Below are 22,530 nucleotides of genomic sequence, written 5' to 3' on the forward strand. Positions count from 1 at the left end.
GTTTAATTCAAACCAACAGGTAGCCGTTAAAAAACAGCGCGTGTTGATTTGGGTCAATAAAATCTGTTAATCCGTATTTTTCTTAAGGTTAAAAGATTGCGCTAAATCAATCAATGATTATTTTTTAAAAAAGTGTAGGTTATTCAAAAAAATTTGATAAGTTGCTGGTTTTTATGAACGGTTAAAAATAAGTTCAATATTTCTCTTACTTTACCCATTGCGCACAATATGTTTTGATGTCGCAAAATTAGCAGAGTTATCTCTATAAAGATTAGGAAAAGAACATGACACACACTCCATCTGTCAAATACATAGGCGCACACGTGTCTGCCGCTGGAGGTGTCGAGAATGCCCCGGTAAGAGCACAAGAGATTGGTGCTAACGCGTTTGCGTTGTTTACCAAAAACCAGCGTCAATGGAAGGCTAAACCTTTGGAGGCCGAGAGTATTTCGCTGTTTAAGCAACGGTGTAAAGAGCTGGGGTTTAGCGCGGATCAAATTCTTCCTCATGACTCTTACTTGATCAATCTTGGCGCTCCAGATCCAGAGAAGTTAGAAAAATCACGCGCAGCGTTTATCGATGAGATGGAGCGATGTGAGTTACTTGGGTTGACGTTGCTAAATTTTCACCCAGGCAGCCATTTGAAACAATGCAGTGAGGAAGAGTGTTTGGCGACCATAGCTGAGTCGATCAACTTAGCACATAAAGCTGTTCCTAATGTGATTGCAGTGATTGAGAACACCGCTGGCCAAGGGACCAACCTAGGATGGCGATTTGAGCATTTGGCGTCGATAATTGACCAGGTAGACGACAAATCTAGAGTGGGTATCTGTATTGATACATGTCACACATTCGCAGCGGGCTATGATTTACGAACTCAAGATGCTTTTAATCAAACGTTTGAAGAGTTCGATAAAATTGTTGGTATGCACTACCTAAGGGCAATGCACATTAATGACTCTAAAGTCGAGTTAGGAAAGCGAGTGGATCGCCATCATTCTCTTGGTGAGGGGCATATTGGGTGGGACTGTTTCAAATATATTGCTCAAGATCGCAGATTTGATGGTATCCCACTGATTTTAGAGACAATTGAACCTGAAATCTGGCACAATGAAATCCAACAATTAAGAGCTTACCACGCAAATCTTTTGGCTTAGTTTTACAATTAGCTACAAGGTGTTTTTTTAGCGATGGGCTGGCACGGAAATTGGATGGTTTAGAAAGGCAAGAGGCGTATAAGAGCTGTATGCGCCTCAATTTCGGTACTTATTTGCAGAAGGGGAAGTCCTATGCCTATTGTTCACGCTCATCCCGTACCCAATCGTAACTCACACTCACGTGGTCATTTCCGTACACCTCAAAAGAAAAAGCCTTCGACGTCATAACAAGTGACTCTCTAGACCTAAATAGCGTTCGTCCAACAATGTCGCTAGCAGAGCATTTTTGTTCAACTCTCTGTGTCTGACTACTTGGTGGGCGAGGGTTTTTATCTTCTCCAAAAAAAACTACACTTGTGCCACTGAAAAACAGAGGGAGGGTGTATGACTACCACTTGGTCTAGCATTTTAGATACACAGCGTAAGCTTGCCTATTATTCTGAGGTTGAGCGTTTTGTGGCTGCTCAAAGAGCGCAAGGTAAGAACATTTTTCCACCTCAAGACGAGGTGTTTTCTGCGTTTGATGCAGTGGCGTTTGATCAAGTGAAAGTAGTGATACTAGGCCAAGACCCCTATCACGGTGCTGGGCAAGCGCATGGCCTGAGTTTTTCAGTCAAGCCTGGTGTTAAAATTCCGCCTTCGCTACGAAATATCTATAAAGAACTTGATCAAGATATTGCGGGATTCACACCTCCAGAACACGGTTATTTGCAACAGTGGGCCGATCAGGGCGTGTTGTTGCTTAATACCGTTTTGACGGTTGAAGAGGGCAAAGCCCATTCGCACGCAAAATGTGGTTGGGAGCAGTTCACGGATGCCGTTCTTGGTGAAATCAATCAGCATCGACAGGGCGTCATTTTTCTGTTGTGGGGGGCTCATGCGCAAAAAAAAGCCGCAATACTCGACCCCGACAGGCACCATTTGCTCGTTGCACCTCACCCCTCGCCACTGTCAGCTAGGCGCGGTTTTTTTGGCTGTCAGCATTTCTCCCAAACCAATAAGCTATTGATTAAAAACGGTCACACCCCGATTAATTGGCAACTTTAGTCATCAAGACCGATACTCGGTATTGAATATTTAACCTGTGTCAAAGCACCATGTGGCGAAAAGATATACACTTATACTTCAGATGGGATTCTGGAGGATAGGATCATGATGATTGAAGCCATTCGTCGAGAGCACGGATATATGGTGCGTTTGCTGGCGATACTAAAGAAAAAACTGACCGCGCTCCAAGCGGAAGAAACAATAAACTATTCGCTGGTGTATGAAATCGCCGACTATCTGTGTAACCACACAGAAAAAACGCATCACCCTAAAGAAGACCTAATCTACCGCTACTACCTAGACCACTATGGAATGGATAAAACCATAACCAATCTGGAAGACGATCATGTTCAGCTGTCTGAGAAGTCCCATGCGTTTCTCACCACAGTGGAGATGATTCTGCAAGATGCCATTGTACCCACAGATATTTTTTCCCAGCAGCTGGGAGATTTCATCCGAGACCAAAAAACGCACTTGGACATCGAAGAAAGAGAAATTCTACCAAGGATCACCGATACCTTTACCGTGTCTGACTGGCAAGCATTAGAAGCACAGTGGGGAACGCAAGAAGACGATCCCGTATTTGGTGAAACCATTGCCGATAAATACAAACAATTGGCTGAGCGAGTCAAAGGGACAGAGCGCGAATACGTATAACGCCAACAAAGTGATAAATGGTCAGGCTTGCCTGGCCATTTTTTTTGCATATTTTTGCCTAATACCCTTGAAAAGTAATTTCGCGACCTTATCTAAGGGGCATACGAAATGAACTTTTGCTTCGAACTTGAAAAGTTTGTGGCATCCCCCCATTACTGGGGTTAGCAAGAAAACTGAATTTGGAGATGAACTGATGGGTAAAATCATTGGTATTGACTTAGGTACTACTAACTCATGTGTTGCTGTTCTTGACGGCAACGCGCCACGCGTAATTGAAAATGCTGAAGGTGAACGTACCACAGCATCTGTTATTGCTTACACCGATGGTGAGACGCTTGTTGGTCAACCAGCAAAACGTCAAGCAGTAACAAACCCAACTAACACGTTGTTCGCTATCAAGCGTCTGATCGGTCGTCGTTTTGAAGACGAAGAAGTTCAGCGCGATATCGAAATCATGCCGTTTAAAATTGTTAAAGCGGACAATGGTGATGCGTGGGTTGAAGCGCAAGGCCAACAAATGGCGGCTCCTCAAGTTTCTGCTGAAGTTCTTAAGAAAATGAAGAAAACCGCAGAAGATTTCCTGGGTGAAGAAGTGACTGGCGCTGTTGTAACAGTTCCTGCTTACTTTAACGATGCCCAGCGTCAAGCAACCAAAGATGCTGGTCGTATCGCAGGCCTTGATGTTAAGCGTATCATCAACGAACCAACAGCTGCAGCTCTAGCCTACGGTTTAGACAAGCAAGGTGGCGATCGCACTATCGCAGTGTATGACCTTGGTGGCGGTACATTCGATATCTCTATTATCGAAATCGACGAAGTAGAAGGCGAGAAAACCTTCGAAGTATTGTCTACTAACGGTGACACTCACCTTGGTGGTGAAGACTTCGATAACCGCATGATCAACTACTTGGTTAGCGAATTTAAAGCAGAGCAAGGCATCGACCTGAAAAACGATCCTCTTGCGATGCAACGTGTTAAAGAAGCGGCAGAGAAAGCGAAAATCGAACTTTCTTCAGCGCAGCAAACTGACGTAAACCTACCTTACGTTACCGCTGATGCAACCGGTCCTAAGCACATGAACATTAAAGTGACTCGTGCAAAACTTGAGTCTCTAGTAGAAGACCTAGTACAACGTTCTCTTGAGCCGCTAAAAGTCGCGCTTGCGGATGCTGACCTATCTGTTAGCGAAATCACTGACGTTATTCTAGTTGGTGGTCAGACTCGTATGCCTATGGTTCAAGCTAAGGTAACCGAATTCTTTGGTAAAGAGCCACGTAAAGACGTTAACCCTGACGAAGCTGTTGCAATGGGTGCTGCTGTTCAAGGTGGTGTTCTTGCAGGTGACGTTAAAGACGTTCTTCTACTTGACGTTACTCCACTGTCTTTCGGTATCGAAACGATGGGCGGCGTAATGACTAAGCTTATCGAGAAAAACACCACTATCCCGACTAAAGCGGATCAAGTGTTCTCGACAGCAGAAGACAACCAAAGCGCGGTAACTATCCACGTTCTTCAAGGTGAGCGTAAGCAAGCGACGTACAACAAGTCTCTTGGTCAGTTTAACCTAGAAGGTATCAACCCAGCGCCACGTGGCATGCCACAAATCGAAGTCACTTTCGATCTGGACGCGGATGGTATCTTGAACGTATCAGCGAAAGATAAAGCGACAGGTAAAGAGCAAAAGATCACTATTCAAGCGTCTGGCGGTTTGTCTGACGAAGAGATCGAAGCAATGGTTCAAGAAGCGGAAGCGAACAAAGAAGCTGACAAAAAGTTCGAAGAACTTGTCACTACTCGTAACCAAGCTGACCAAATGATCCACGGCACTCGTAAGCAAATGGAAGAAGCGGGTGACGCTCTACCAGCTGAAGAGAAAGAAAAGATCGAATCAGCGATTGCAGCACTAGAATCTGTTAAGTCTGGTGATGACAAAGAAGCGATTGACTCAAAAGTTCAAGAATTGATGCAAGCAGCTCAAAAGCTAATGGAGATTGCTCAGCAGCAAGCTCAAGCAGCTCAAGGCGGCGCAGACGCAGGTGAACAACCTCAACAAGACGATGTTGTTGACGCTGAGTTCGAAGAAGTAAAAGACGAAGATAAGAAGTAACAACGACCCTCTTTAACTAGAGGGTAATTTTACATTCTTGAAGTGCGGGCGTTGGAGTAATCTCTCGCCCGCATATTTGTAATAAGTTGCTAGTGATAAAGAAAGACCAAAGAGAGACTTAAGCAAGGCATATTGCATTAGTTGTTCTTTACCTCTTGAACGAATAAGAGCTGATCTTTATCTCTATCAACATGGGCAATTCGCGGCTAAGCCGCATGCAGTAATTTTTTTGGTGACACATAACATGTCTAAACGTGATTTTTACGAAGTATTGGGCGTAAGCCGTGACGCATCTGAGCGTGATATTAAAAAAGCGTACAAGCGCCTAGCAATGAAGTATCACCCTGACCGGAATCAGGGCGATGCGGGTGCTGCGGAACAGTTTAAAGAAGTAAAAGAAGCGTACGAAATATTAACCGACGCACAGAAGAAAGCAGCCTACGATCAATACGGTCATGCAGCCTTTGAACAAGGTGGTATGGGGGGCGGCGGCTATGGCGGCGGTGCTGGTGGCGATTTTGGCGATATCTTCGGGGATGTGTTTGGCGACATCTTTGGTGGCGGTCGCCGTGGTGGCGGTGGTCAACGTGCACAGCGTGGCTCTGACTTGCGTTACAACATGGAGCTGTCGCTAGAAGAAGCCGTGAAAGGTGTCTCCAAAGAGATTGAAGTGCCTACACTGGTTAATTGTGATACCTGTGAAGGCTCTGGCGCGAAAAAAGGGTCAACCCCTGAAACCTGTGGTACCTGTCATGGCCATGGCCAAGTGCAAATGCGCCAAGGTTTCTTTGCGGTTCAGCAAACCTGTCCTACCTGTAATGGTAAAGGTAAAACGATCAAAGACCCATGTAATAGCTGTCATGGTCAAGGTCGCGTACAAAAAACCAAGACACTCAATGTTAAAATCCCAGCAGGCGTGGATACAGGTGACCGTATTCGACTTTCTGGCGAGGGTGAAGCGGGTGAAATGGGGGCTCCAGCCGGAGACTTGTACGTGCAGGTCCATGTGCGTGAACACCATATCTTTGAGCGTGAAGGCAACAACTTGTACTGCGAAGTGCCCGTTAGTTTTGCCATGGCTGCATTGGGCGGAGAAGTTGAAGTACCAACGCTTGATGGCCGTGTAAACCTAAAAGTGCCAGAAGAAACCCAAACGGGACGTATGTTCCGTATGCGGGGTAAAGGCGTTAAAGGCGTTCGAGGCGGCGGTATTGGTGATTTAATCGTTAAGTTGGTTGTTGAAACTCCGGTTAAGTTAAGCGCGCGTCAAAAAGAGTTACTCAAAGAGTTTGAAGAGTCGTGCGGTGGCGATGCTGCGAATAAGCACAAGCCAAAATCAGAAGGCTTTTTCAACGGTGTTAAGAAGTTCTTTGACGACTTAACCAGTTAAGATTACTGTTTAAACAGACAAAACGGAGGCGAATACCTCCGTTTTTTTTATTGTCCCCAACATGATGTGGGGGCTTTGTGCTGAGCTTGAGTCAAGGTCATCATACTGCAGGTGTCATCGTCACCAAAGAGTGAAGTAGCTTGTATGGTATAGGTTGCTGCAGACGTTATCCCAAACTCTACGTTGGACGAAGAGGTGCAGACCGTACATTGCCCTTCTGAAACGATTTGAAAATCGTAGCCGTTAATAAAGCTTGGATTTAACCGGTCATAGCGCGCTTCTAAATGAAGTTGCAGTGTCAGTAAATCAGATTGAACATTTGCCCGATGGCTACGCATTAGATGCTGCTGGTAACTAGGGTAAGCAATGCTCGCGATTATCCCAATCAGCAGTAAGACTATGGATACTTCGATAAGCGTCATCCCTAGCGATGCAACTTTTGTCGAGTTCTTAATAAACATGTTTTCTCCATCCCACTCTAAGCAATACCCCTCCATACAACCTGCGATCACATTACACTTTTCGCAACGGTCAGGAAGCAGTTGCATGAGGTTTCATGAAATTTTACGAGACGCTTCGAGGGGTTGGATTACTAGAGTTTCTCATTGGTATGTCGCTACTTACGCTACTTGTAGCAGTTGCGACACCAAGCTTTATTCGGCTTCACGAGTATCACCAAATGAGAAACTACGCCAATCAAATCAAACGCCTAATGGATCAAGCTAGAATCGAGTCGATGAAGCGGCGACAGCCTGTTTATGTTCATCGGGCGATTTCTAGCAGCAGCGAAATGAACTGGCGGGTGAGTTTGTATCTGGATGATGCTGAACGGGATTATTCGGATCATGAGCATAATGCATTAGCCACAGTCTCTGGCAGGGATGCGCTGTTAACGTCTACTCACTCTATTGTTGGCTACTCACCCAGGCATGGCCGAATAAATCAAGCTGGGCATTTTAAGCTTCAGTTACCGGCTCAATCGAGTTCGCTAAAAATTATCTACCACAATGGCAGTGGGCGAATTCGTGTGTGCAGTGCAGGGGAGGATAAATATGGCTACAAAGGCTGTTAAGCAAATGATGTTCGCTACACAGCGTGGCGCGAGTCTTATTGAATTGCTACTTGCGACGTTAATTGCGAGTGGTTTACTTGTGTCTAGTAGCCGTCTGTTTATTAAAACGCAGCAGCAGTCGTACCAACTACTGCAGGATGTTCAACTGATCGAAGATTTGTATCGAACATTGTATATGCTCAAGACAGAAGCAAGGCGAGCTGGCTTTAATGCAACATTGGGCCATTCGCTTACTTTGACTGGTGCATCGAAAGTGATCGAGTCAGGCAGTGATTGGGTCGATGTTATTTCGCTTATTGACGATGAGGGTAAATGGTACAAAACACGTTATCAGAAGGATGCTAGCGACCCAACGTTAGACGTCTGTACTCAGAGTGTCGCTACGCACCTTTTAAAGCCAGGTATTGGACCATGCAGTGGGAACTTTTTCTCGTTGCTGGATAATAACGCTGTTCAGCTCAGTGAGTTTTCCATTTCGCAGGCGATGTTAGCGGGCGGAAATACAAGTCTACTATCGATAGACATGACGCTAAGCCATGCCAATACCGCGAAGCAACTGAGCCAATCTACGTTGATCAAACAGCGAAACTGGCAGTGATGATAGCGACGGGCAAGCAGCGGGGTTTGGCTGTATTACTGTTAGTGCTCACTATGTTAAGCGCTTCATTAATGATCACACTGACAATGCATCATCGCATATTTGGCCTGCTCAAGGAGAGTCATATGCAAATGATTATGACCGAAGAGTTTTGGATTGCGGAAGGGGGATTAGAGTGCGCATATGGGCAATTGCGCAATAGCGGAATTGTATCGCACAGCTGCGGGTTAACAGCGAGTGATATTCACCTTTTGGCTATACCCGATGGTTGGGTGATTCATTCTACGTCGGGCAGCGTCACGGTGCGTAAAGGTTTTAATACTCTTGAGAATCGTTGGATAAAAGGCAGTTGGAATGACCTCTAACCAGAAGGGAGCCACAATGATCGAGGTATTGGTTGGCTTGTCTGTTCTAACCGCTGGGTTACTGTCTCTATTTTCACTGCAGGCTCATTTTATTACTAGCACAGAGCAAGCTCTGCAAAACTTGCGCGCCCTGCACCAGATAGACTCTCAATTGGAATACTTTCGCACACGTTCAAGCTCGCCGAGTGCCGCTGTGGGTAGCTTAGATTTTGCGTTACTGACCACTGGCCATAGAACTGAGCAAATCGATGGAATAGAGCTGTCCTGGGAGGTCAATACGGTGGCCTTGGCGGCCGAACCGTTAAAGCAGGTTGAGGTAACAGCAACATGGCAAGATAGAAAAGGAGCGACACATACAAAAAAACTCACCACACTGTACAGTCAGTATGGTGAGTTTGATTGAACGGGTTAAACTTTTTGAGTAGCCGTATTTGGCGCGTCTTGTTTTTCGCCAGGCAACTCGTCTTCGCCTTTTCCTTTTGAGGTTTTAATGACGAGTGTTGTTACGCCAAGAGTAAATAGAATGCCCACAATGGTGGAGAAGTTCATAGGTAACCCAAAGCCTAGTGTGCTGTTGTTTAGGATAAAGGTGACACACACAGTCGTCATAAACATGGCTGGTACTGTAGTTATCCAGTGCAGTTTGTTATGACGTAGTAGGTAAGCAGAAGCCGTCCATAGCATCATCACTGCAGTACTTTGGTTAGCAAAGCCGAAGTAACGCCAGATAATACCAAAGTCAACTTGAGTCAAAATGCCACCAATAACGAATAGAGGCAAAGCCATAAGTAGTCGATTGCGAAGTGTTTTTTGTTCTAGGTTGAAGTATTCAGCCAAAATGAGACGACTTGAGCGGAATGCAGTATCGCCAGACGTAATCGGAAGAATCACTACACCTAAGAACGCAAGTACACCACCAAATAGACCAAGTAAGCCAAATGATGCAGAGTACACAACATTACCTGGGCCGCCGCTCGCGACTGCGGCTGCAAGTTCATCCATGGTGCCAAAGAATGATAATGCCAGTGCACACCAGATAAGTGCGATGACACCCTCACCGATCATTGCTCCGTAGAATACAAAACGGCCATTCTTTTCGTTTTGCATGCAACGTGCCATTAGCGGAGATTGAGTTGCGTGGAAACCAGAAATTGCGCCACAAGCGATAGTGATAAATAGAGCAGGCCAGATAGGCATGTCATTTGGGTTGAGGTTAGTGAACATATCACTGACTTCATATCCACCTAGTACAGTGTGCTCAGAAGATAGGCCGACAGCGGTAATCAAACCGACTGACATGAAAATGAGTAGCGCACCAAAGAGTGGGTAGAAACGACCAATGATTTTGTCGACGGGAACAATAGTGGCGATGATGTAGTAACCAAAGATAATTGCCACCATCACAGACATTGTCATTGTGAAATCAGTTTTGTCATTGATTAGGTTAGTGATCATGCCAGCAGGGGCAGAAACAAATACCACACCAACAAGAAGAAGCAGAACAATGGCAAACACATTCATGAAGTGTTTGGCACCATTGCCAAGATAACGACCGGTAATTGTTGGTACGGATGCGCCGCCATTGCGAATAGACAACATGCCAGAGAAGTAGTCATGTACAGCACCGGCGAAAATACAACCGATAACAATCCAAAGCATTGCTGCGGGACCGTATAGAGCACCCATGATAGGGCCAAAGATAGGGCCAACGCCGGCAATATTCAGTAGTTGTACCAAGTACACTTTCTTGGTCGACATCGGAACATAGTCCACGCCGTCATTTTTGGTGTGCGCAGGAGTTGTTCGATGTTCGTTGATACCAAACACCTTTTCAATAAACGCACCATAGATAAAGTAGCCACCAATTAAAGCCGCCACACAAGTTAGAAACCAGAGCATAATTTTAGTCCTTTACGATTAATCTACAGTTATTGTAAATCGCCACCATCGATAAAGAAGTGAACAATGATTCACTGGTTGTATGTAAAGCTGAGTGGTTGATGATGCAATTAAACGGTTTTATCGCTGAGGGTAAGCGGTGATAAAGTAAAGCCGAGAAAGTGACGAGCGTCTCAATATGGTGTCACTGATAAATAAGGTAAGATGTTAAGACTTCACAAGGACAATTTTATGAACAAACAACAGTGGCTATTAGTAGGGTTCGCGGTTTCTCTAATGGGATGCGCGGTTTCGCAGCAGCAGCTTGCAGACAAGGGCGATTGGCGGGCAATTGGTTACCAAGATGGCGCTAAGGGCGTCACCGCTCGCAGCTATAAAGCGTTAAGTGAACTCGGTGAAGCTGATGTGTCGCAATACCAACAAGGTTATGAGCGCGGAAACAAAGAGTACTGCAACGCAGACTTTGCCTATCAAATAGGTCTATCTGGTCAATACTACGAGGGTGTGTGTGAGGGGCATCCGGATGCTCAAAAATTCCGTATGGAGTGGCAACGTGGCTGGGCTCAATCGCAGTAACGGCTGACAATCCCGGTCGCCTTCGGCGTTAAATGATGCCGAGATGCTCTTTGACAGAGCGTAAATAACGGCGACTAATTGGCACAGTAAAACCAGATTGTGTCACGATCTCTGCCAATCCATTCTCGAGCAAAGAGATCTCTTTGATCCGTTTCACATTGATTAGATATTGTCGATGGCAGCGGATCAAGGGTGTTTTGTCTTCCAGTACTTTGAGTGACAACTGGGTGGTTAGCTCTGAATCTGCTGTTCGAACTAATACTCCCGTTATTCCCGTATACGCACATTCTACGTTTTGGGTCGAGATGATCATGATTCTGTGGTTACCCGTGCACGGTATTTGTTCGAGTTGAGCAGGGGCAATCGCTTCTACAGGATTAGGCTGGTGTTTTTTCAGCTTACATAAAGTCTTTAGTAATCGCTCAGGGTTGATGGGTTTAAGCAAGTAATCAAAGGCATTGTCTTCAAATGCTTGGATTGCGTATTGATCATAAGCTGTGACAAACACAATTTTGGGCATCGTCTCGGGATCTAACATCGCCAACATTTCGATACCACTGATTTGCGGCATTTCGATGTCGAGGAAAACCACGTCAGGCTTTACCGACTGGATCACTTTTAATCCTTGAATGGCATTGCTGGCTTGTTCGACAACTTCTACTTGGTTGCTTTGGTGGAGAAGATCAATCAGTTCTTCTCGTGCTAAGGGCTCGTCATCAATGACTATGGCGGTAAACAGGGGCATTTTTAGTCCTTATGATTGAACGGGGAGCATAAAGCGAGCACGAGTCACGGAGCCAACCTCACAATCGATTTTAAGTGCAGATTGCGGTCCCAATAAGTTTTGCAGTCGTTTATCGACAATATTGAGCCCCAAGCCTTGTGACTGAACACTGGTTTGAGGATCGAGATCAATAGGAAACAGGCCTGCGTTATCTTCAACCATCAAGAAGTGTCGCCCATTTATAGGTTGAGCATAGATTCGAACCGTCCCCCCTTCCAGCATTTTTGAGATGCCGTGCTTAATCGAGTTCTCGACTAGAGGCTGAATAGAAAAGCTTGGAATGACCGTTTCTAACAGTGCATCTGGTAGATCAATGTCAACGGTTAAGCGATCCATGAATCGTGCCTGCTCAATCGTCAAATAGGCATTTACGTGCTCGATTTCTTGCCCAAGTGTCACGGTCTCTACATTACGTTTTAGATTCCCACGGAAGAAAGTAGATAGGTGCTGAATTAAGTCTCGCGCTTTGTCTGGGTCTTTGCGGATCACCGCACTGATGGTGTTGAGAGCGTTGAACAAAAAGTGCGGATTTACCTGGGCTTGGAGCAGTTTTATTTCGGATTGTGACAGCAGCATCTGCTTTTGTTGATAATCCATATACAGTAACTGCGTCGATAGGAGCTCTGCGATACCCTCGGCCATAGACATATGAATGGATGAAAACAGTTTTCTACGGGGCTCATACAACTTGATGGTACCGATCACCTCCTCGCCGCGGCGCAGTGGAATTACCAGTGCAGAGCCAAGCTTACATGTGTCTGATATTGAACATTGATAAGGCTTTTCAGAGCCGTCTAAATAGATGATTGAATTATTGTTGATCGCGTCTCGGGTATATTGCGAAGAGATGAGGGTGGAGGGTTTATGGTGATCTTCTCCGATACCAACAAACGCAAGAATTTGTTTGGTATCGGTGATCGCCACTGAGCCGACACGAGTTTCTTGATACACAATTCGCGCAATTTTATCTGCGCTTTCAGAGGTTAATCCTTGTGAGAGTATACCCACCGTTTTTTCGGCGATGTTTAACGATTTCCGTGAGAAGGTGGCAGAAAACTTTTCGACAATGATTTTTCGATCTTGAAGAATACTCACAAATACCGCAGCACCGACAGAGTTGGCAATGATCATCGGTGCGGCGATAGCTTGAACTAAAGAGAGTGCCTGATCAAAGGGGCGCGCAATGGCCAATATAATCAGCATTTGAACCACTTCGGCAACCAGCGTGATGACGAACACGACCATTGGATTAAACAGCGCCTCAGCGCGTTCTCTGCGCACGTAATAAAGGTGAACAAATCCACCAATGAGCCCTTCCGCTGTGGTGGAAACGGCGCAGGCAACGTCAGTAAAACCGCCTAGAAAATAACGGTGAATACCACCGGTAAGCCCAACCAAAAACCCAACAATAGGTCCGCCAAATATTCCTCCCAGCACTGCACCAATAGCGCGAGTGTTGGCGATGGCGTCGTCTATTTGTAAACCAAAGTATGTGCCTAAAATGCAGAAGGCAGAGAACAATAAATAGCAGGTGGCTTTGTGCTTGATATGGGTAGAATTGTTCAGCAATGGAATGATGATGGGCGTTTTACTTAATGTATAAGCAACCATTAGGTAGACGCACATTTGCTGCAATAGGCTAAATATCAGTTCCATAACGCTATAGAGTGTTGAGTGTTTTCGTTATTGTAATTAATTGGTTTAGTAAATACTGTTACCCTGCAGGTCTTTTATGAAATCTACGGAGTGTAAATTATATTGTACACATCATTTATTTTATCAAATGCCTTGAAAAGCTTGTTTAAGCTGGTATTGTTTCTCGTAACGAAGTCTTGTTTACATAGATGTAAACTATAATTTACGGTGATTGAGATGCAAAAAAGTGAACTTAGTAACGTCCATATTAGCGATGAGCAAGTGCTCATTACCCCAAATGAGCTGAAAGCAAAGCTTCCGCTAAGTGAAAAAGCGCGAGCATTTGTATCTGAATCACGTGACACCATCGCAAATATCATTAAGAAAAAAGATCATCGCTTGTTGGTGGTGTGCGGCCCTTGCTCAATCCATGATGTGGATGCGGCAAAAGACTACGCACTTAAGTTAAAAGCACTCTCTGAACAGGTGGGTGACCAACTGTACCTTGTAATGCGTGTTTACTTTGAAAAACCACGTACGACAGTAGGTTGGAAAGGGTTGATTAATGATCCACATCTTGATGGCAGCTTCGATATTGAGCATGGTCTGCATGTAGCTCGACAGCTGTTGGTTGATCTCGCTGAGCTAGAAATACCATTGGCGACAGAAGCGCTCGATCCCATCAGTCCTCAGTACCTAGCTGATACGTTCTCATGGTCTGCCATTGGCGCGCGTACTACTGAGTCTCAAACTCACCGCGAAATGGCCAGTGGTCTATCTATGCCTGTTGGGTTTAAAAATGGTACTGACGGCAGTTTGTCTACCGCAATTAATGCGATGCAAGCTGCATCTTCAAGCCACAGGTTCATGGGAATCAACCGCGAAGGGCAAGTGGCACTATTGACCACACAAGGCAACCCCGATGGTCATGTGATCCTTCGAGGTGGTAAACAAACGAACTACGATTCAGTGTCGGTAGCAGAGTGTGAAGAGTCGTTATCCAGCGCTGGCCTAGACAGTGCGTTAATGATTGATTGCAGCCACGCGAACTCACGTAAAGATTACCGCAGACAACCTTTAGTGGCAGAAGATGCTATTCATCAGATTCGCGAAGGTAACCGCTCAATCATTGGTTTGATGATAGAGAGTCATATCAATGAAGGGAACCAGTCTTCAGAGCAACCCCTGTCAGAAATGCAATATGGTATATCCATCACAGATGCGTGCATCAATTGGGATAGCACAGAAGCATTGCTAACTAAAGCGCATCGTGATTTGATACCCTTTTTAGAACAAAGAATTAAGTAGTAGGAAACAACATGGCACACCAACTTGCGGATCTGCGAGATAAGATAGACGCAGTCGATAAGCAAATGATCGACCTATTGGCACAGAGGCTGTCTCTGGTAGAAGAAGTCGGTGAAGTGAAAAGCGAGCACGGCCTTCCTATTTATGCCCCTGATAGAGAAGCGGCCATGCTAGCATCGCGTCGAGCAGAAGCCGAGTCGCGAGGAGTGCCAGCTCAACTTATCGAAGATATTTTGCGTCGTACCATGCGTGAGTCCTACGCGAGTGAGAAAGACTCGGGATTCAAATGCCTTAAACCCAACCTTGGAAAGGTTGTTGTCGTCGGTGGTAAAGGTCAACTAGGTAGTTTGTTTGTTCGAATGTTTGAGTTGTCAGGCTACCAAGTCGACATTCTTGGTCGACAACAGTGGGAAAACGCAGAAGAGATCGTCAAGGATGCGGGATTGGTCGTGGTGACCGTCCCTATCGATAAAACATTGGATGTGATACGTACGCTGCCACCACTGCCAGACAATTGCATTCTTTGCGATTTAACCTCGATTAAAGATCAGCCTCTACAAGCCATGTTGGATGTGCACCAAGGTCCGGTGGTTGGTCTGCACCCTATGTTTGGCCCCGATGTACCAAGCCTTGCAAAACAGGTGATTGTGCATTGTGAAGGGCGCAAAGCCGACGAGTACGCATGGTTGCTTGACCAATTTACGATTTGGGGAGCGTCTTTGTGTGCGATGCCTGCAAAGAAACATGATGAGGGAATGACCCTGATCCAAGCGCTTCGCCACTTTACGTCGTTCGCTTACGGCTCACACTTAAGCCAAGAAAACCCAGAAATCGAAACGCTATTGCAGTTAAGCTCGCCCATTTACCGCTTGGAATTGGCGATGGTAGGGCGTCTATTTGGGCAAGATCCTAATCTTTACGGTGATATCATTTTGTCGTCCCCGGAGAATTTAGCCATGATCAAGCGTTTCCATCAGCGTTTTGGGGAGGCGGTGAATCTTCTTGAGGGGGAGAGCGCAAAGCAAAATTTTGTCGAGCATTTTGAACAAGTAAGCGATTGGTTTGGTGATTACTCCAAGCAATTTATGCAAGAGAGTCAAACCCTACTCAAGCAAGCTAATGATGCGGTCCACCGAGGATAACGCGGCAGTAAAAGACAACAAGGCCGAGCTTAATGCTCGGCCTTGATCGTTAATTGTGATGACTCGACAACCTTTACTTGGTCATGCGCTTGTACTTGATGCGATGTGGCTCAGCAGCCTCAGGACCCAAAGTCTTTTTCAGCCAATCCATGTACTCGGTGTAGTTTCCTTCATAGAAATTCACTTCACCTTCATCACGGTAGTCAATGATATGTGTGGCGATTCTGTCAAGGAACCAACGGTCGTGCGAGATGACCATTGCGCAACCTGGGAACTCAAGCAGTGCTTCTTCAAGGGCACGCAGTGTCTCTACGTCAAGATCGTTGGTTGGCTCATCGAGTAGCAGTACGTTACCGCCAGTCTTAAGCAGCTTGGCCAAGTGAACACGGTTTCGCTCACCACCAGAAAGCTCACCGATAATCTTTTGCTGATCGGAGCCTTTAAAGTTAAAGCGAGAACAGTACGCACGGGCTGGAATTTCAAAGTTGTTGATCTTGATGATATCAGCGCCTTCAGAGATCTCTTGGAAAACGGTTTTCTTATCGTCCATAGAGTCACGGAACTGATCAACAGACGCTAGTTTAACAGTGTCGCCAAGCTCAATAGTGCCCGAGTCAGGTTGCTCTGTTCCACTTAACATTTTGAACAGGGTCGATTTACCCGCACCGTTTGCGCCGATGATGCCGACGATTGCACCTTTAGGCATGCTAAACGAAAGATCGTCAATAAGCACACGTCCATCGAAAGACTTGGTAAGGTTGTTAACCTCGACCACTTTGTCACCCAAGCGCTCACCCGGCGGAATGAACAGCTCGTTGGTTTCGTTGCGTTTTTGGTGATCTGAGTTTTGCAGCTCTTCAAAGCGTGCCATACGTGCTTTTGATTTCGCCTGACGTCCTTTAGGATTTTGGCGAACCCATTCAAGTTCTTTCTCGATGGTTTTTTGGCGTGCTTTTTCAGATGACGCTTCTTGTTGAAGTCGTGCGTCTTTCTGCTCTAACCAAGAGGTGTAGTTGCCTTCCCAAGGAATGCCTTCACCGCGGTCTAGCTCAAGAATCCAACCCGCGGCATTGTCGAGGAAATAACGGTCGTGGGTAATGGCAACAACGGTTCCTGTGTAGTCGACTAAGAAGCGTTCTAGCCAAGCGACAGATTCGGCGTCCAAGTGGTTGGTTGGCTCATCGAGTAGCAACATATCGGGCTTTTCAAGCAACAGGCGACAGATAGCGACACGACGACGTTCACCACCAGATAAGTGCTCAATTTTTTGATCCCATTCCGGCAAGCGAAGTGCATCCGCCGCGCGCTCAAGCGCGTTATCTAGGTTATGCCCATCTTTTGCTTGAATAAGAGCTTCGAGTTCGCCTTGCTCTTTTGCCAATGCATCAAAATCGGCACCTTCTTCTGCGTATTCTGCGTACACTTCGTCAAGACGTTTAAGCGCCACTGCGACATCCGATACCGCTTGTTCGACGATTTCACGCACGGTTTTGGATTCGTCCAGAACAGGCTCTTGCGGGAGGTAACCTACATTCAATCCAGGTTGCGGTCGTGCTTCACCATCAATGTCGGTGTCGATACCTGCCATGATGCGCAGAAGTGTCGATTTACCAGCACCGTTTAAACCCAACACACCGATTTTTGCGCCTGGAAAAAAGCTCAGAGAAATATCTTTTAGGATCTGTCTTTTCGGTGGCACAACTTTGCTCACCCGTGACATGGTATAGACGTATTCAGCCATTGCCTTTAAATGCCTTTTTGTAAATGGATATAAAGGGTAGAGTTTAACTCAACTCCTGTCATATTGTTAATCCATTTACTGTGATAGGTTGAATTATCTAAGCTCATAGCGGTCTAACTGGACAGTGGTACGGGAATTGCAATTTTGGTCTATTCTCGTCCCTATAACGACGACTTTTTGGCGCTACATGCGCCGTTGGTAAGTGTGATAAATAGGATTTAGGTAACGCTGACAATGCCCTTCTTGTATAAAATTCTCCTTGGATTAGGCTTCATTTCTCTGGCCACTAGTGCTTCGTATGCCACAAATCAGCTGTCTATAAAGGATCAGCGAGAAATCTATGAACAATCGCAGCGCCTGTTGGACAACAACCATATTGATCAGTACTACCAACTTAGACCTCATATCGCTCATTACACGTTGACGCCGTACCTCGATTATCGTGTCTTTCTTGCCGAATTGAGTGAGCGCTCTCCACAAGAAGTGGAGCAATTTATGAAGGACTACCGTAAGTTTCCTTTCTCAAATCGCATACGCGGCGCGTATTTAGATGCCTTGGTGGAGAAAGAAGATTGGGTGCGATTTTTTGAGTTCCAACAAGAGCTTCCTCGAATGGAAAGCTATCGTTGTAGTTACTACTATGCGCAACTGCAAAACGAACAGCAGCAAAGTGCGTTTGAAGGTGCGGAATCACTTTGGCTCTCGGGCAATAGCGTCTCTGAACGTTGCGATGAGTTGTTTGAAGAGTGGCACATGGCAGGACTTCGTAGTGACGATCTGGTTTTGCAGCGCATGCTCCTGGCCTACGAAAAGCGCAACACCAGTTTACTGACTTACCTTGCCAAGATGCCAAGCTCAGACAGTGCAAAAAAATTAGCTGCTTGGATGGTAACTTTAGATAATACCCCTGAACAAATTATTTCATTTGTAGAGCGTTATCCAGCCACAGAGTTTAATCAAAAAGTGGCCGCGTTGAGCGTAAAGAAAATCGCTAGAAGTGACGCTCAACTCGCTATCGATACACTTGAGCAGTTAGACTTTGACAACCAAACCAGTCAGCAACTTGCCGATTACATCGCTTATCAGCTGATCAATACCGACAATGAGGTGTTGGCGCAGTGGCGTGATATTGCCTTGTCTCACAGTGACAATGTGAACTGGTTAGAGCGGCGTGTGAGGCTTGCGATACAGCAAGCAGACTGGAAAGGCATTAGCGATTGGATCGCACGTTTGCCCGAATCGAAACAAAACGATCGCCGCTGGCAATACTGGATGGCTAGGGCTGAAATCGAAACGGGTTACACTCAAAGAGGCGAACAGCGATTAAAAACGCTATTAGGATCGCTAAGCTTTTACAGCGCGGCCGCTGCGCACCATTTGGGTGTGCCAATAGAGTACTACAGCGCGGTTACCGAAGTGAATCTTGATGATGTTAAGAGATATGAATCAACTCTAACTCGAATTGAAGAGCTGATAGAGCTGGATAAAATTGCTGCCGCAAAAAGTGAATGGCGCTGGCTATTAACCCGAGCCTACAACGAAGATAAACAGACCTTAGCTTACTACGCCTCTCAAAAGCGCTGGCATAACCTAACCGTAACCGCGACGATAGAAGGTCGTATGTGGGAGCATACAGCACTGCGTTTCCCAGTCGCCCATCAGTGGTGGTTTGACTTTTACGCCAAGCAAAATGAGATGGATCCCATCACACTGATGGCGTTGGCGCGCCAAGAAAGTGCCATGGACATTCAAGCTCGCTCACCGGTTGGCGCCCGAGGTTTGATGCAGGTTATGCCGACCACCGCGCAATACACCGCCAACAAATACGACATCAACTACGCAGGAGCAGAAGAGCTGTATGACGTAGGCAAGAATATTGAAATAGGCAGTCACTACCTAAAGGGGCTTTTAAATCAATATGATGATAACCGTATATTTGCGTTTGCGGCATACAACGCAGGACCTAATCGTGTCCGTAGTTGGCGCGAAAGAAGTAACGAAAATATTGATGTGTTTTCGTTTATAGAGGCCATTCCATTCAAGGAAACACGAGGCTACGTTCAAAATGTATTGATGTTTGAGACGTATTATCGCAACCTTATGAATGAATCAGGGCCTTTTCTAACGCCGTCTGAAGCAACATTAAGGTACTAGTAATGGAAAGCAATGAGTGGCACGCGCTGGTCGAACGACTCTCTCAAGCAGCTCACAAGGGTGAATTAAATGATTTACTGCAGTTTCTTTTGACTGCGGACGAACGTGAAGCCCTATTGGTACGCGCCAAAATCTTCGATGGGCTGCTACTTAAATCGCAGTCCCAAAGACAACTGAGCCAAGATATTGGAGTCGGCATCGCCACCATTACTCGCGGGTCTAAAGAGCTTCAAAAACACGATCAAGCCGAATTGGCTCGATTGCAGCAGTTTCTAGACGGACTATTTGAACAACCCTAGCCTGCTTGAATCGCTATGGTCCGGCGCGATTGTTTCCCTGAGGACGCTTGTCAGCCTAGTGGGAAATTATAGGTTACTCGGAAAATCCTGCGGGTTTAGAAACGGGATCAGCGCCAAGATTAACGCTTGGTGATATACGCTGCTTCGGGTCAGCCTCATTTGAGTGAGTAACCCAATTGCTCCACCTTTTTGCTTAATGTTGTCGGTATCGTATTGTGCATCCATCGCGTGACCCAACTCCATGCCTTGTTGCACTTTAGCCATAACCTCAGGCGGAAGTGATAAGCTAGAAGAGCGTGACTCACCTCGGACTGTGTCTGTCTCAATGATCATCCACGCGAAGGTTTGATCACCCTCAATACCAGCCTCTACGCCAACAAAATAATCCGCACTATGGTCAGCTTTAGCGTTGCGAACTCGGTTTAGGGCACCTTGTTTGGTTTCATGATTACTCATAGGCTGATCGGGTACATCGCTCGCGACACTGACCCCAACGAACTCAAACTCTTGCCCTTCAAAAGCGTCTTCAAAAGCGCATTGAACCGCAGATATCTTTGCTGGGTTCAGTGAAGTAACAATCACTTTCTTAGACATGCTTTACCCTTCTAACTTCACTTGAGTTGCTTTTATATTTTCGCTTGGGTAGCACCCTAACACCTTAATTTGCCTAGTTAAGGCTGTGAGCTCGGTCAAGGCTGCTTGCATGTGCTCTGACTCTAGGTGGCAGTCAAGATCGATGTAGAACATCTCTTCCCAAGGATTGCCCATGATTGGACGAGACTCTAGTTTGGTCATATTGATTTGGAATCGTTTGAACACCAACAGACACTCAACCAGTGAACCGGCCGTCTGGTCTGTAGACATGATCAAAGTCGTCTTAGCAGGGATTTGCAGCGACACCTCGACGGCTTTTCTGGCAACTAAGATGAATCGAGTATGGTTTTCGGTCTGGTTAGCGATATCGCCTTTAATGGGCTGGAGTCCATACAGCTTGCCACTTTGAGAGTTGCCGATTGCGGCGACGTCATCTCGACCAAGATCTTTGACGATACGCATAGCATCAGCGGTGCTTGCGCAGGTTTCTAATGTCACCCCTTTTAGGTGGCTAATAAACTCACTGCATTGTGCATGCGGTTGAGGGTGTGAATAGAGAGTTTTCACCTGTTCTAGAGGCACGTCTGATGACGCCAGTAAACAGTGCTCTATAGGTAAGGTAACTTCGCCAACAAGATAAAGATTGGTGTGTTGAAGTAAATCGTATACCTCGTTGATCGACCCAGAACTGGTATTCTCGATAGGCAAAACGCCATAGTCAGCGTGTCCTGATTCAACGGTATTGAGCACTTCTTTGAAACCGGTACAGTTTAGCTCAACCAACTCGGTATTTTTTCGGCTAAAGTACTCACGGCTGGCCAAATGAGAGTAGGAGCCACGGGAGCCTAAGAAGGCGACACGAGCCAACGGCTTTCTTGCAAGTTTTGGGTTGGCCAAATTCTGTAAGTAAGATTGCTGCAGTAATACCGAGTCTTCAATAATGGTATGGAAGAGCTTGGTAATGTATTGAGCGTCTAAATCGAAATCGTTTTGCCCCATTTTGATCAATTTGACCAGCAATTCTTGTTCTCGCGAAGCATCACGAACGGGTTTGGAGGTTTCAACTTTGCTTTTAGCTACCTCTAAACTCAGTGTGCGTCGCTCTGATAATAGCTTAAGTAACTGTTTATCCAGATCGTTGAGCTCGAGTCGAATTCTATCTAACGGCATTGATGGTTGGGGCATTTCTTGGCTTCCTTACAAAAAAGCCTCCCAGTTGAGGAGGCTTCACTTATTTCGAAACGTATAGGTTTCAGTCCAGCCTCTATATAGAGTGAATCATAAACTGAATAAAACGGTCAAAATAGGCTGATTTCATGATGTTAACTGCATGAATATGTTGTGTCTTTACACAGTAAGCAAGGGGCAGATATTCGTCAAGCAAAAAAACGGGGAGCGATGCTCCCCGTACGGAATCTGTTATGACGCTTCTTCTACTTCCTCATCGGGCTCTACCGCCGGTTGTTCTGCGTGACTTGCACGTCGGGCGTCTGGTTTGTGTCGCAGCTTGTTAAGTTGGCGCTCTAGCTTTTGCTCAACTTCATTAATAGCGACATATAGGTCTTGATTGCTCGCTGAAGCGTTAAGCTGTCCTTTTGGTACCGTTATGCTCGCTTCAAATTTTTTCTGCTTATTAGGCTCTTCACTAAAGCTGGTATTACAGGCAATGATATCGACTTGCCACTTTTCTAGTTTTTTAAACTTCGTCTCTATATGTGAACGAATTGCAGAGGTAATTTCTAGGTTTTTGCCGGTTACATTTATTTTCATAGTGTCTTTTCCTCTGTGGCTTTCCCTTGTGGGATGAGTTCAGATTACGCATTTGAGGAATCAATTTAGTGATATGGATCACTAAATTGAGGTGGAGTTAGCGACTCCAATGAAAATGTGACCAAACCATAAAAAGTTATCGAAACTCGGTGAATTTTGCTTGAATTATTACGAGGGGAGGGTAGATTGGGAAGGGTAAGCAGCTAAAAATTCATTCGTTTTTAGGGCATTAGTT

General features: G+C 45.8%; 22 protein-coding genes. 14 read left to right on the plus strand and 8 right to left on the minus strand.

Features of this window, described 5'->3' with window-relative positions:
* Window positions 1-284 precede the first annotated feature (284 nt).
* The 5 genes from nfo (at window position 285) to dnaJ (ending at window position 6,358) form a co-directional block, all read left to right on the plus strand.
* A complete protein-coding gene (gene nfo, locus ST37_RS19490; protein ID WP_084889209.1) occupies window positions 285-1,157 on the plus strand; it encodes a deoxyribonuclease IV in 873 nt (290 codons plus the stop codon).
* A gap of 384 nt (window positions 1,158-1,541) precedes the next feature.
* Window positions 1,542-2,204 (plus strand): uracil-DNA glycosylase, encoded by a 663-nt coding sequence (gene ung / locus ST37_RS19495; protein ID WP_084889210.1) that lies wholly within the window; start codon window positions 1,542-1,544, stop codon window positions 2,202-2,204.
* Between the two features lie 105 nt (window positions 2,205-2,309).
* A complete protein-coding gene (locus tag ST37_RS19500; RefSeq protein WP_084889211.1) occupies window positions 2,310-2,861 on the plus strand; it encodes a hemerythrin domain-containing protein in 552 nt (183 codons plus the stop codon).
* 193 nt (window positions 2,862-3,054) lie between these two features.
* Window positions 3,055-4,968, plus strand: coding sequence for a molecular chaperone DnaK (dnaK, locus tag ST37_RS19510; RefSeq protein WP_084889213.1), 1,914 nt, complete (start codon window positions 3,055-3,057; stop codon window positions 4,966-4,968).
* 244 nt (window positions 4,969-5,212) lie between these two features.
* Complete coding sequence (gene dnaJ, locus ST37_RS19515) at window positions 5,213-6,358, plus strand: molecular chaperone DnaJ (protein ID WP_084889214.1); 1,146 nt, start codon at window positions 5,213-5,215, stop codon at window positions 6,356-6,358.
* A 47-nt stretch (window positions 6,359-6,405) separates the two neighbouring features.
* Here dnaJ and ST37_RS19520 read toward each other — a convergent pair whose 3' ends face one another.
* Entirely contained in the window at window positions 6,406-6,819 is a 414-nt protein-coding gene (locus ST37_RS19520; protein ID WP_242426365.1) for a type IV pilin protein, read from the minus strand.
* A gap of 95 nt (window positions 6,820-6,914) precedes the next feature.
* On the opposite strand from ST37_RS19520, the gene ST37_RS19525 reads away from it, so the two are divergent.
* The 4 genes from ST37_RS19525 to ST37_RS19540 all read left to right on the plus strand — a co-directional run bounded on the left by ST37_RS19525 (window position 6,915) and on the right by ST37_RS19540 (window position 8,796).
* Complete coding sequence (locus ST37_RS19525; RefSeq protein WP_084889215.1) at window positions 6,915-7,430, plus strand: GspH/FimT family pseudopilin; 516 nt, start codon at window positions 6,915-6,917, stop codon at window positions 7,428-7,430.
* Window positions 7,411-8,028, plus strand: a complete 618-nt coding sequence (locus ST37_RS19530; RefSeq protein ID WP_084889216.1) for a hypothetical protein — start codon at window positions 7,411-7,413, stop codon at window positions 8,026-8,028. Before ST37_RS19525 ends, ST37_RS19530 begins: the two co-directional genes overlap by 20 nt.
* 125 nt (window positions 8,029-8,153) lie before the next feature.
* On the plus strand, window positions 8,154-8,393 hold the full coding sequence (locus tag ST37_RS19535) for a hypothetical protein (protein WP_084889217.1): 240 nt from the start codon (window positions 8,154-8,156) through the stop codon (window positions 8,391-8,393).
* A 16-nt stretch (window positions 8,394-8,409) separates the two neighbouring features.
* Window positions 8,410-8,796, plus strand: coding sequence for a hypothetical protein (locus ST37_RS19540; RefSeq protein ID WP_084889218.1), 387 nt, complete (start codon window positions 8,410-8,412; stop codon window positions 8,794-8,796).
* Between the two features lie 5 nt (window positions 8,797-8,801).
* Here the strand turns inward: ST37_RS19540 and ST37_RS19545 are convergent, their stop codons facing one another.
* Window positions 8,802-10,292: a carbon starvation protein A gene (locus ST37_RS19545; protein ID WP_084889219.1), complete on the minus strand. Its 1,491-nt coding sequence runs from the start codon at window positions 10,290-10,292 to the stop codon at window positions 8,802-8,804.
* A gap of 231 nt (window positions 10,293-10,523) precedes the next feature.
* On the opposite strand from ST37_RS19545, the gene ST37_RS19550 reads away from it, so the two are divergent.
* Window positions 10,524-10,868: a DUF2799 domain-containing protein gene (locus ST37_RS19550; protein WP_084889220.1), complete on the plus strand. Its 345-nt coding sequence runs from the start codon at window positions 10,524-10,526 to the stop codon at window positions 10,866-10,868.
* Window positions 10,869-10,896: 28 nt separating this feature from the next.
* Here the strand turns inward: ST37_RS19550 and btsR are convergent, their stop codons facing one another.
* Window positions 10,897-11,607, minus strand: coding sequence for a two-component system response regulator BtsR (btsR, locus tag ST37_RS19555; protein ID WP_084889242.1), 711 nt, complete (start codon window positions 11,605-11,607; stop codon window positions 10,897-10,899).
* Between the two features lie 15 nt (window positions 11,608-11,622).
* Window positions 11,623-13,308, minus strand: a complete 1,686-nt coding sequence (locus tag ST37_RS19560; protein WP_084889221.1) for a sensor histidine kinase — start codon at window positions 13,306-13,308, stop codon at window positions 11,623-11,625.
* 216 nt (window positions 13,309-13,524) lie between these two features.
* On the opposite strand from ST37_RS19560, the gene ST37_RS19565 reads away from it, so the two are divergent.
* Window positions 13,525-14,595, plus strand: a complete 1,071-nt coding sequence (locus ST37_RS19565; RefSeq protein ID WP_084889222.1) for a 3-deoxy-7-phosphoheptulonate synthase — start codon at window positions 13,525-13,527, stop codon at window positions 14,593-14,595.
* 11 nt (window positions 14,596-14,606) lie between these two features.
* Entirely contained in the window at window positions 14,607-15,737 is a 1,131-nt protein-coding gene (tyrA, locus tag ST37_RS19570) for a bifunctional chorismate mutase/prephenate dehydrogenase (protein WP_084889223.1), read from the plus strand.
* Window positions 15,738-15,810: 73 nt separating this feature from the next.
* Here the strand turns inward: tyrA and ettA are convergent, their stop codons facing one another.
* Window positions 15,811-17,478 carry an energy-dependent translational throttle protein EttA gene (gene ettA / locus ST37_RS19575; protein WP_084889224.1) on the minus strand — a complete coding sequence of 556 codons (1,668 nt, stop codon included), beginning with the start codon at window positions 17,476-17,478 and terminating at the stop codon, window positions 15,811-15,813.
* 234 nt (window positions 17,479-17,712) lie between these two features.
* Here ettA and ST37_RS19580 point away from each other — a divergent pair, with 234 nt between their 5' ends.
* Window positions 17,713-19,632, plus strand: coding sequence for a transglycosylase SLT domain-containing protein (locus tag ST37_RS19580; protein ID WP_084889225.1), 1,920 nt, complete (start codon window positions 17,713-17,715; stop codon window positions 19,630-19,632).
* A 2-nt stretch (window positions 19,633-19,634) separates the two neighbouring features.
* Window positions 19,635-19,931, plus strand: a complete 297-nt coding sequence (gene trpR, locus ST37_RS19585; RefSeq protein ID WP_084889226.1) for a trp operon repressor — start codon at window positions 19,635-19,637, stop codon at window positions 19,929-19,931.
* A 66-nt stretch (window positions 19,932-19,997) separates the two neighbouring features.
* On the opposite strand, the gene yjjX is transcribed toward trpR, so the two are convergent.
* The 3 genes from yjjX to raiA form a co-directional block, all read right to left on the minus strand.
* A complete protein-coding gene (gene yjjX / locus ST37_RS19590) occupies window positions 19,998-20,525 on the minus strand; it encodes an inosine/xanthosine triphosphatase (RefSeq protein ID WP_084889227.1) in 528 nt (175 codons plus the stop codon).
* 3 nt (window positions 20,526-20,528) lie between these two features.
* A complete protein-coding gene (gene pheA, locus ST37_RS19595) occupies window positions 20,529-21,710 on the minus strand; it encodes a prephenate dehydratase (protein ID WP_084889228.1) in 1,182 nt (393 codons plus the stop codon).
* Window positions 21,711-21,944: 234 nt separating this feature from the next.
* Window positions 21,945-22,295 carry a ribosome-associated translation inhibitor RaiA gene (gene raiA / locus ST37_RS19600; RefSeq protein WP_084889229.1) on the minus strand — a complete coding sequence of 117 codons (351 nt, stop codon included), beginning with the start codon at window positions 22,293-22,295 and terminating at the stop codon, window positions 21,945-21,947.
* Between the last annotated feature and the right edge of the window lie 235 nt (window positions 22,296-22,530).

Source organism: Vibrio sp. qd031 (assembly GCF_002100145.1).
In the GTDB taxonomy this organism is placed as follows: Bacteria; Pseudomonadota; Gammaproteobacteria; order Enterobacterales; family Vibrionaceae; genus Vibrio.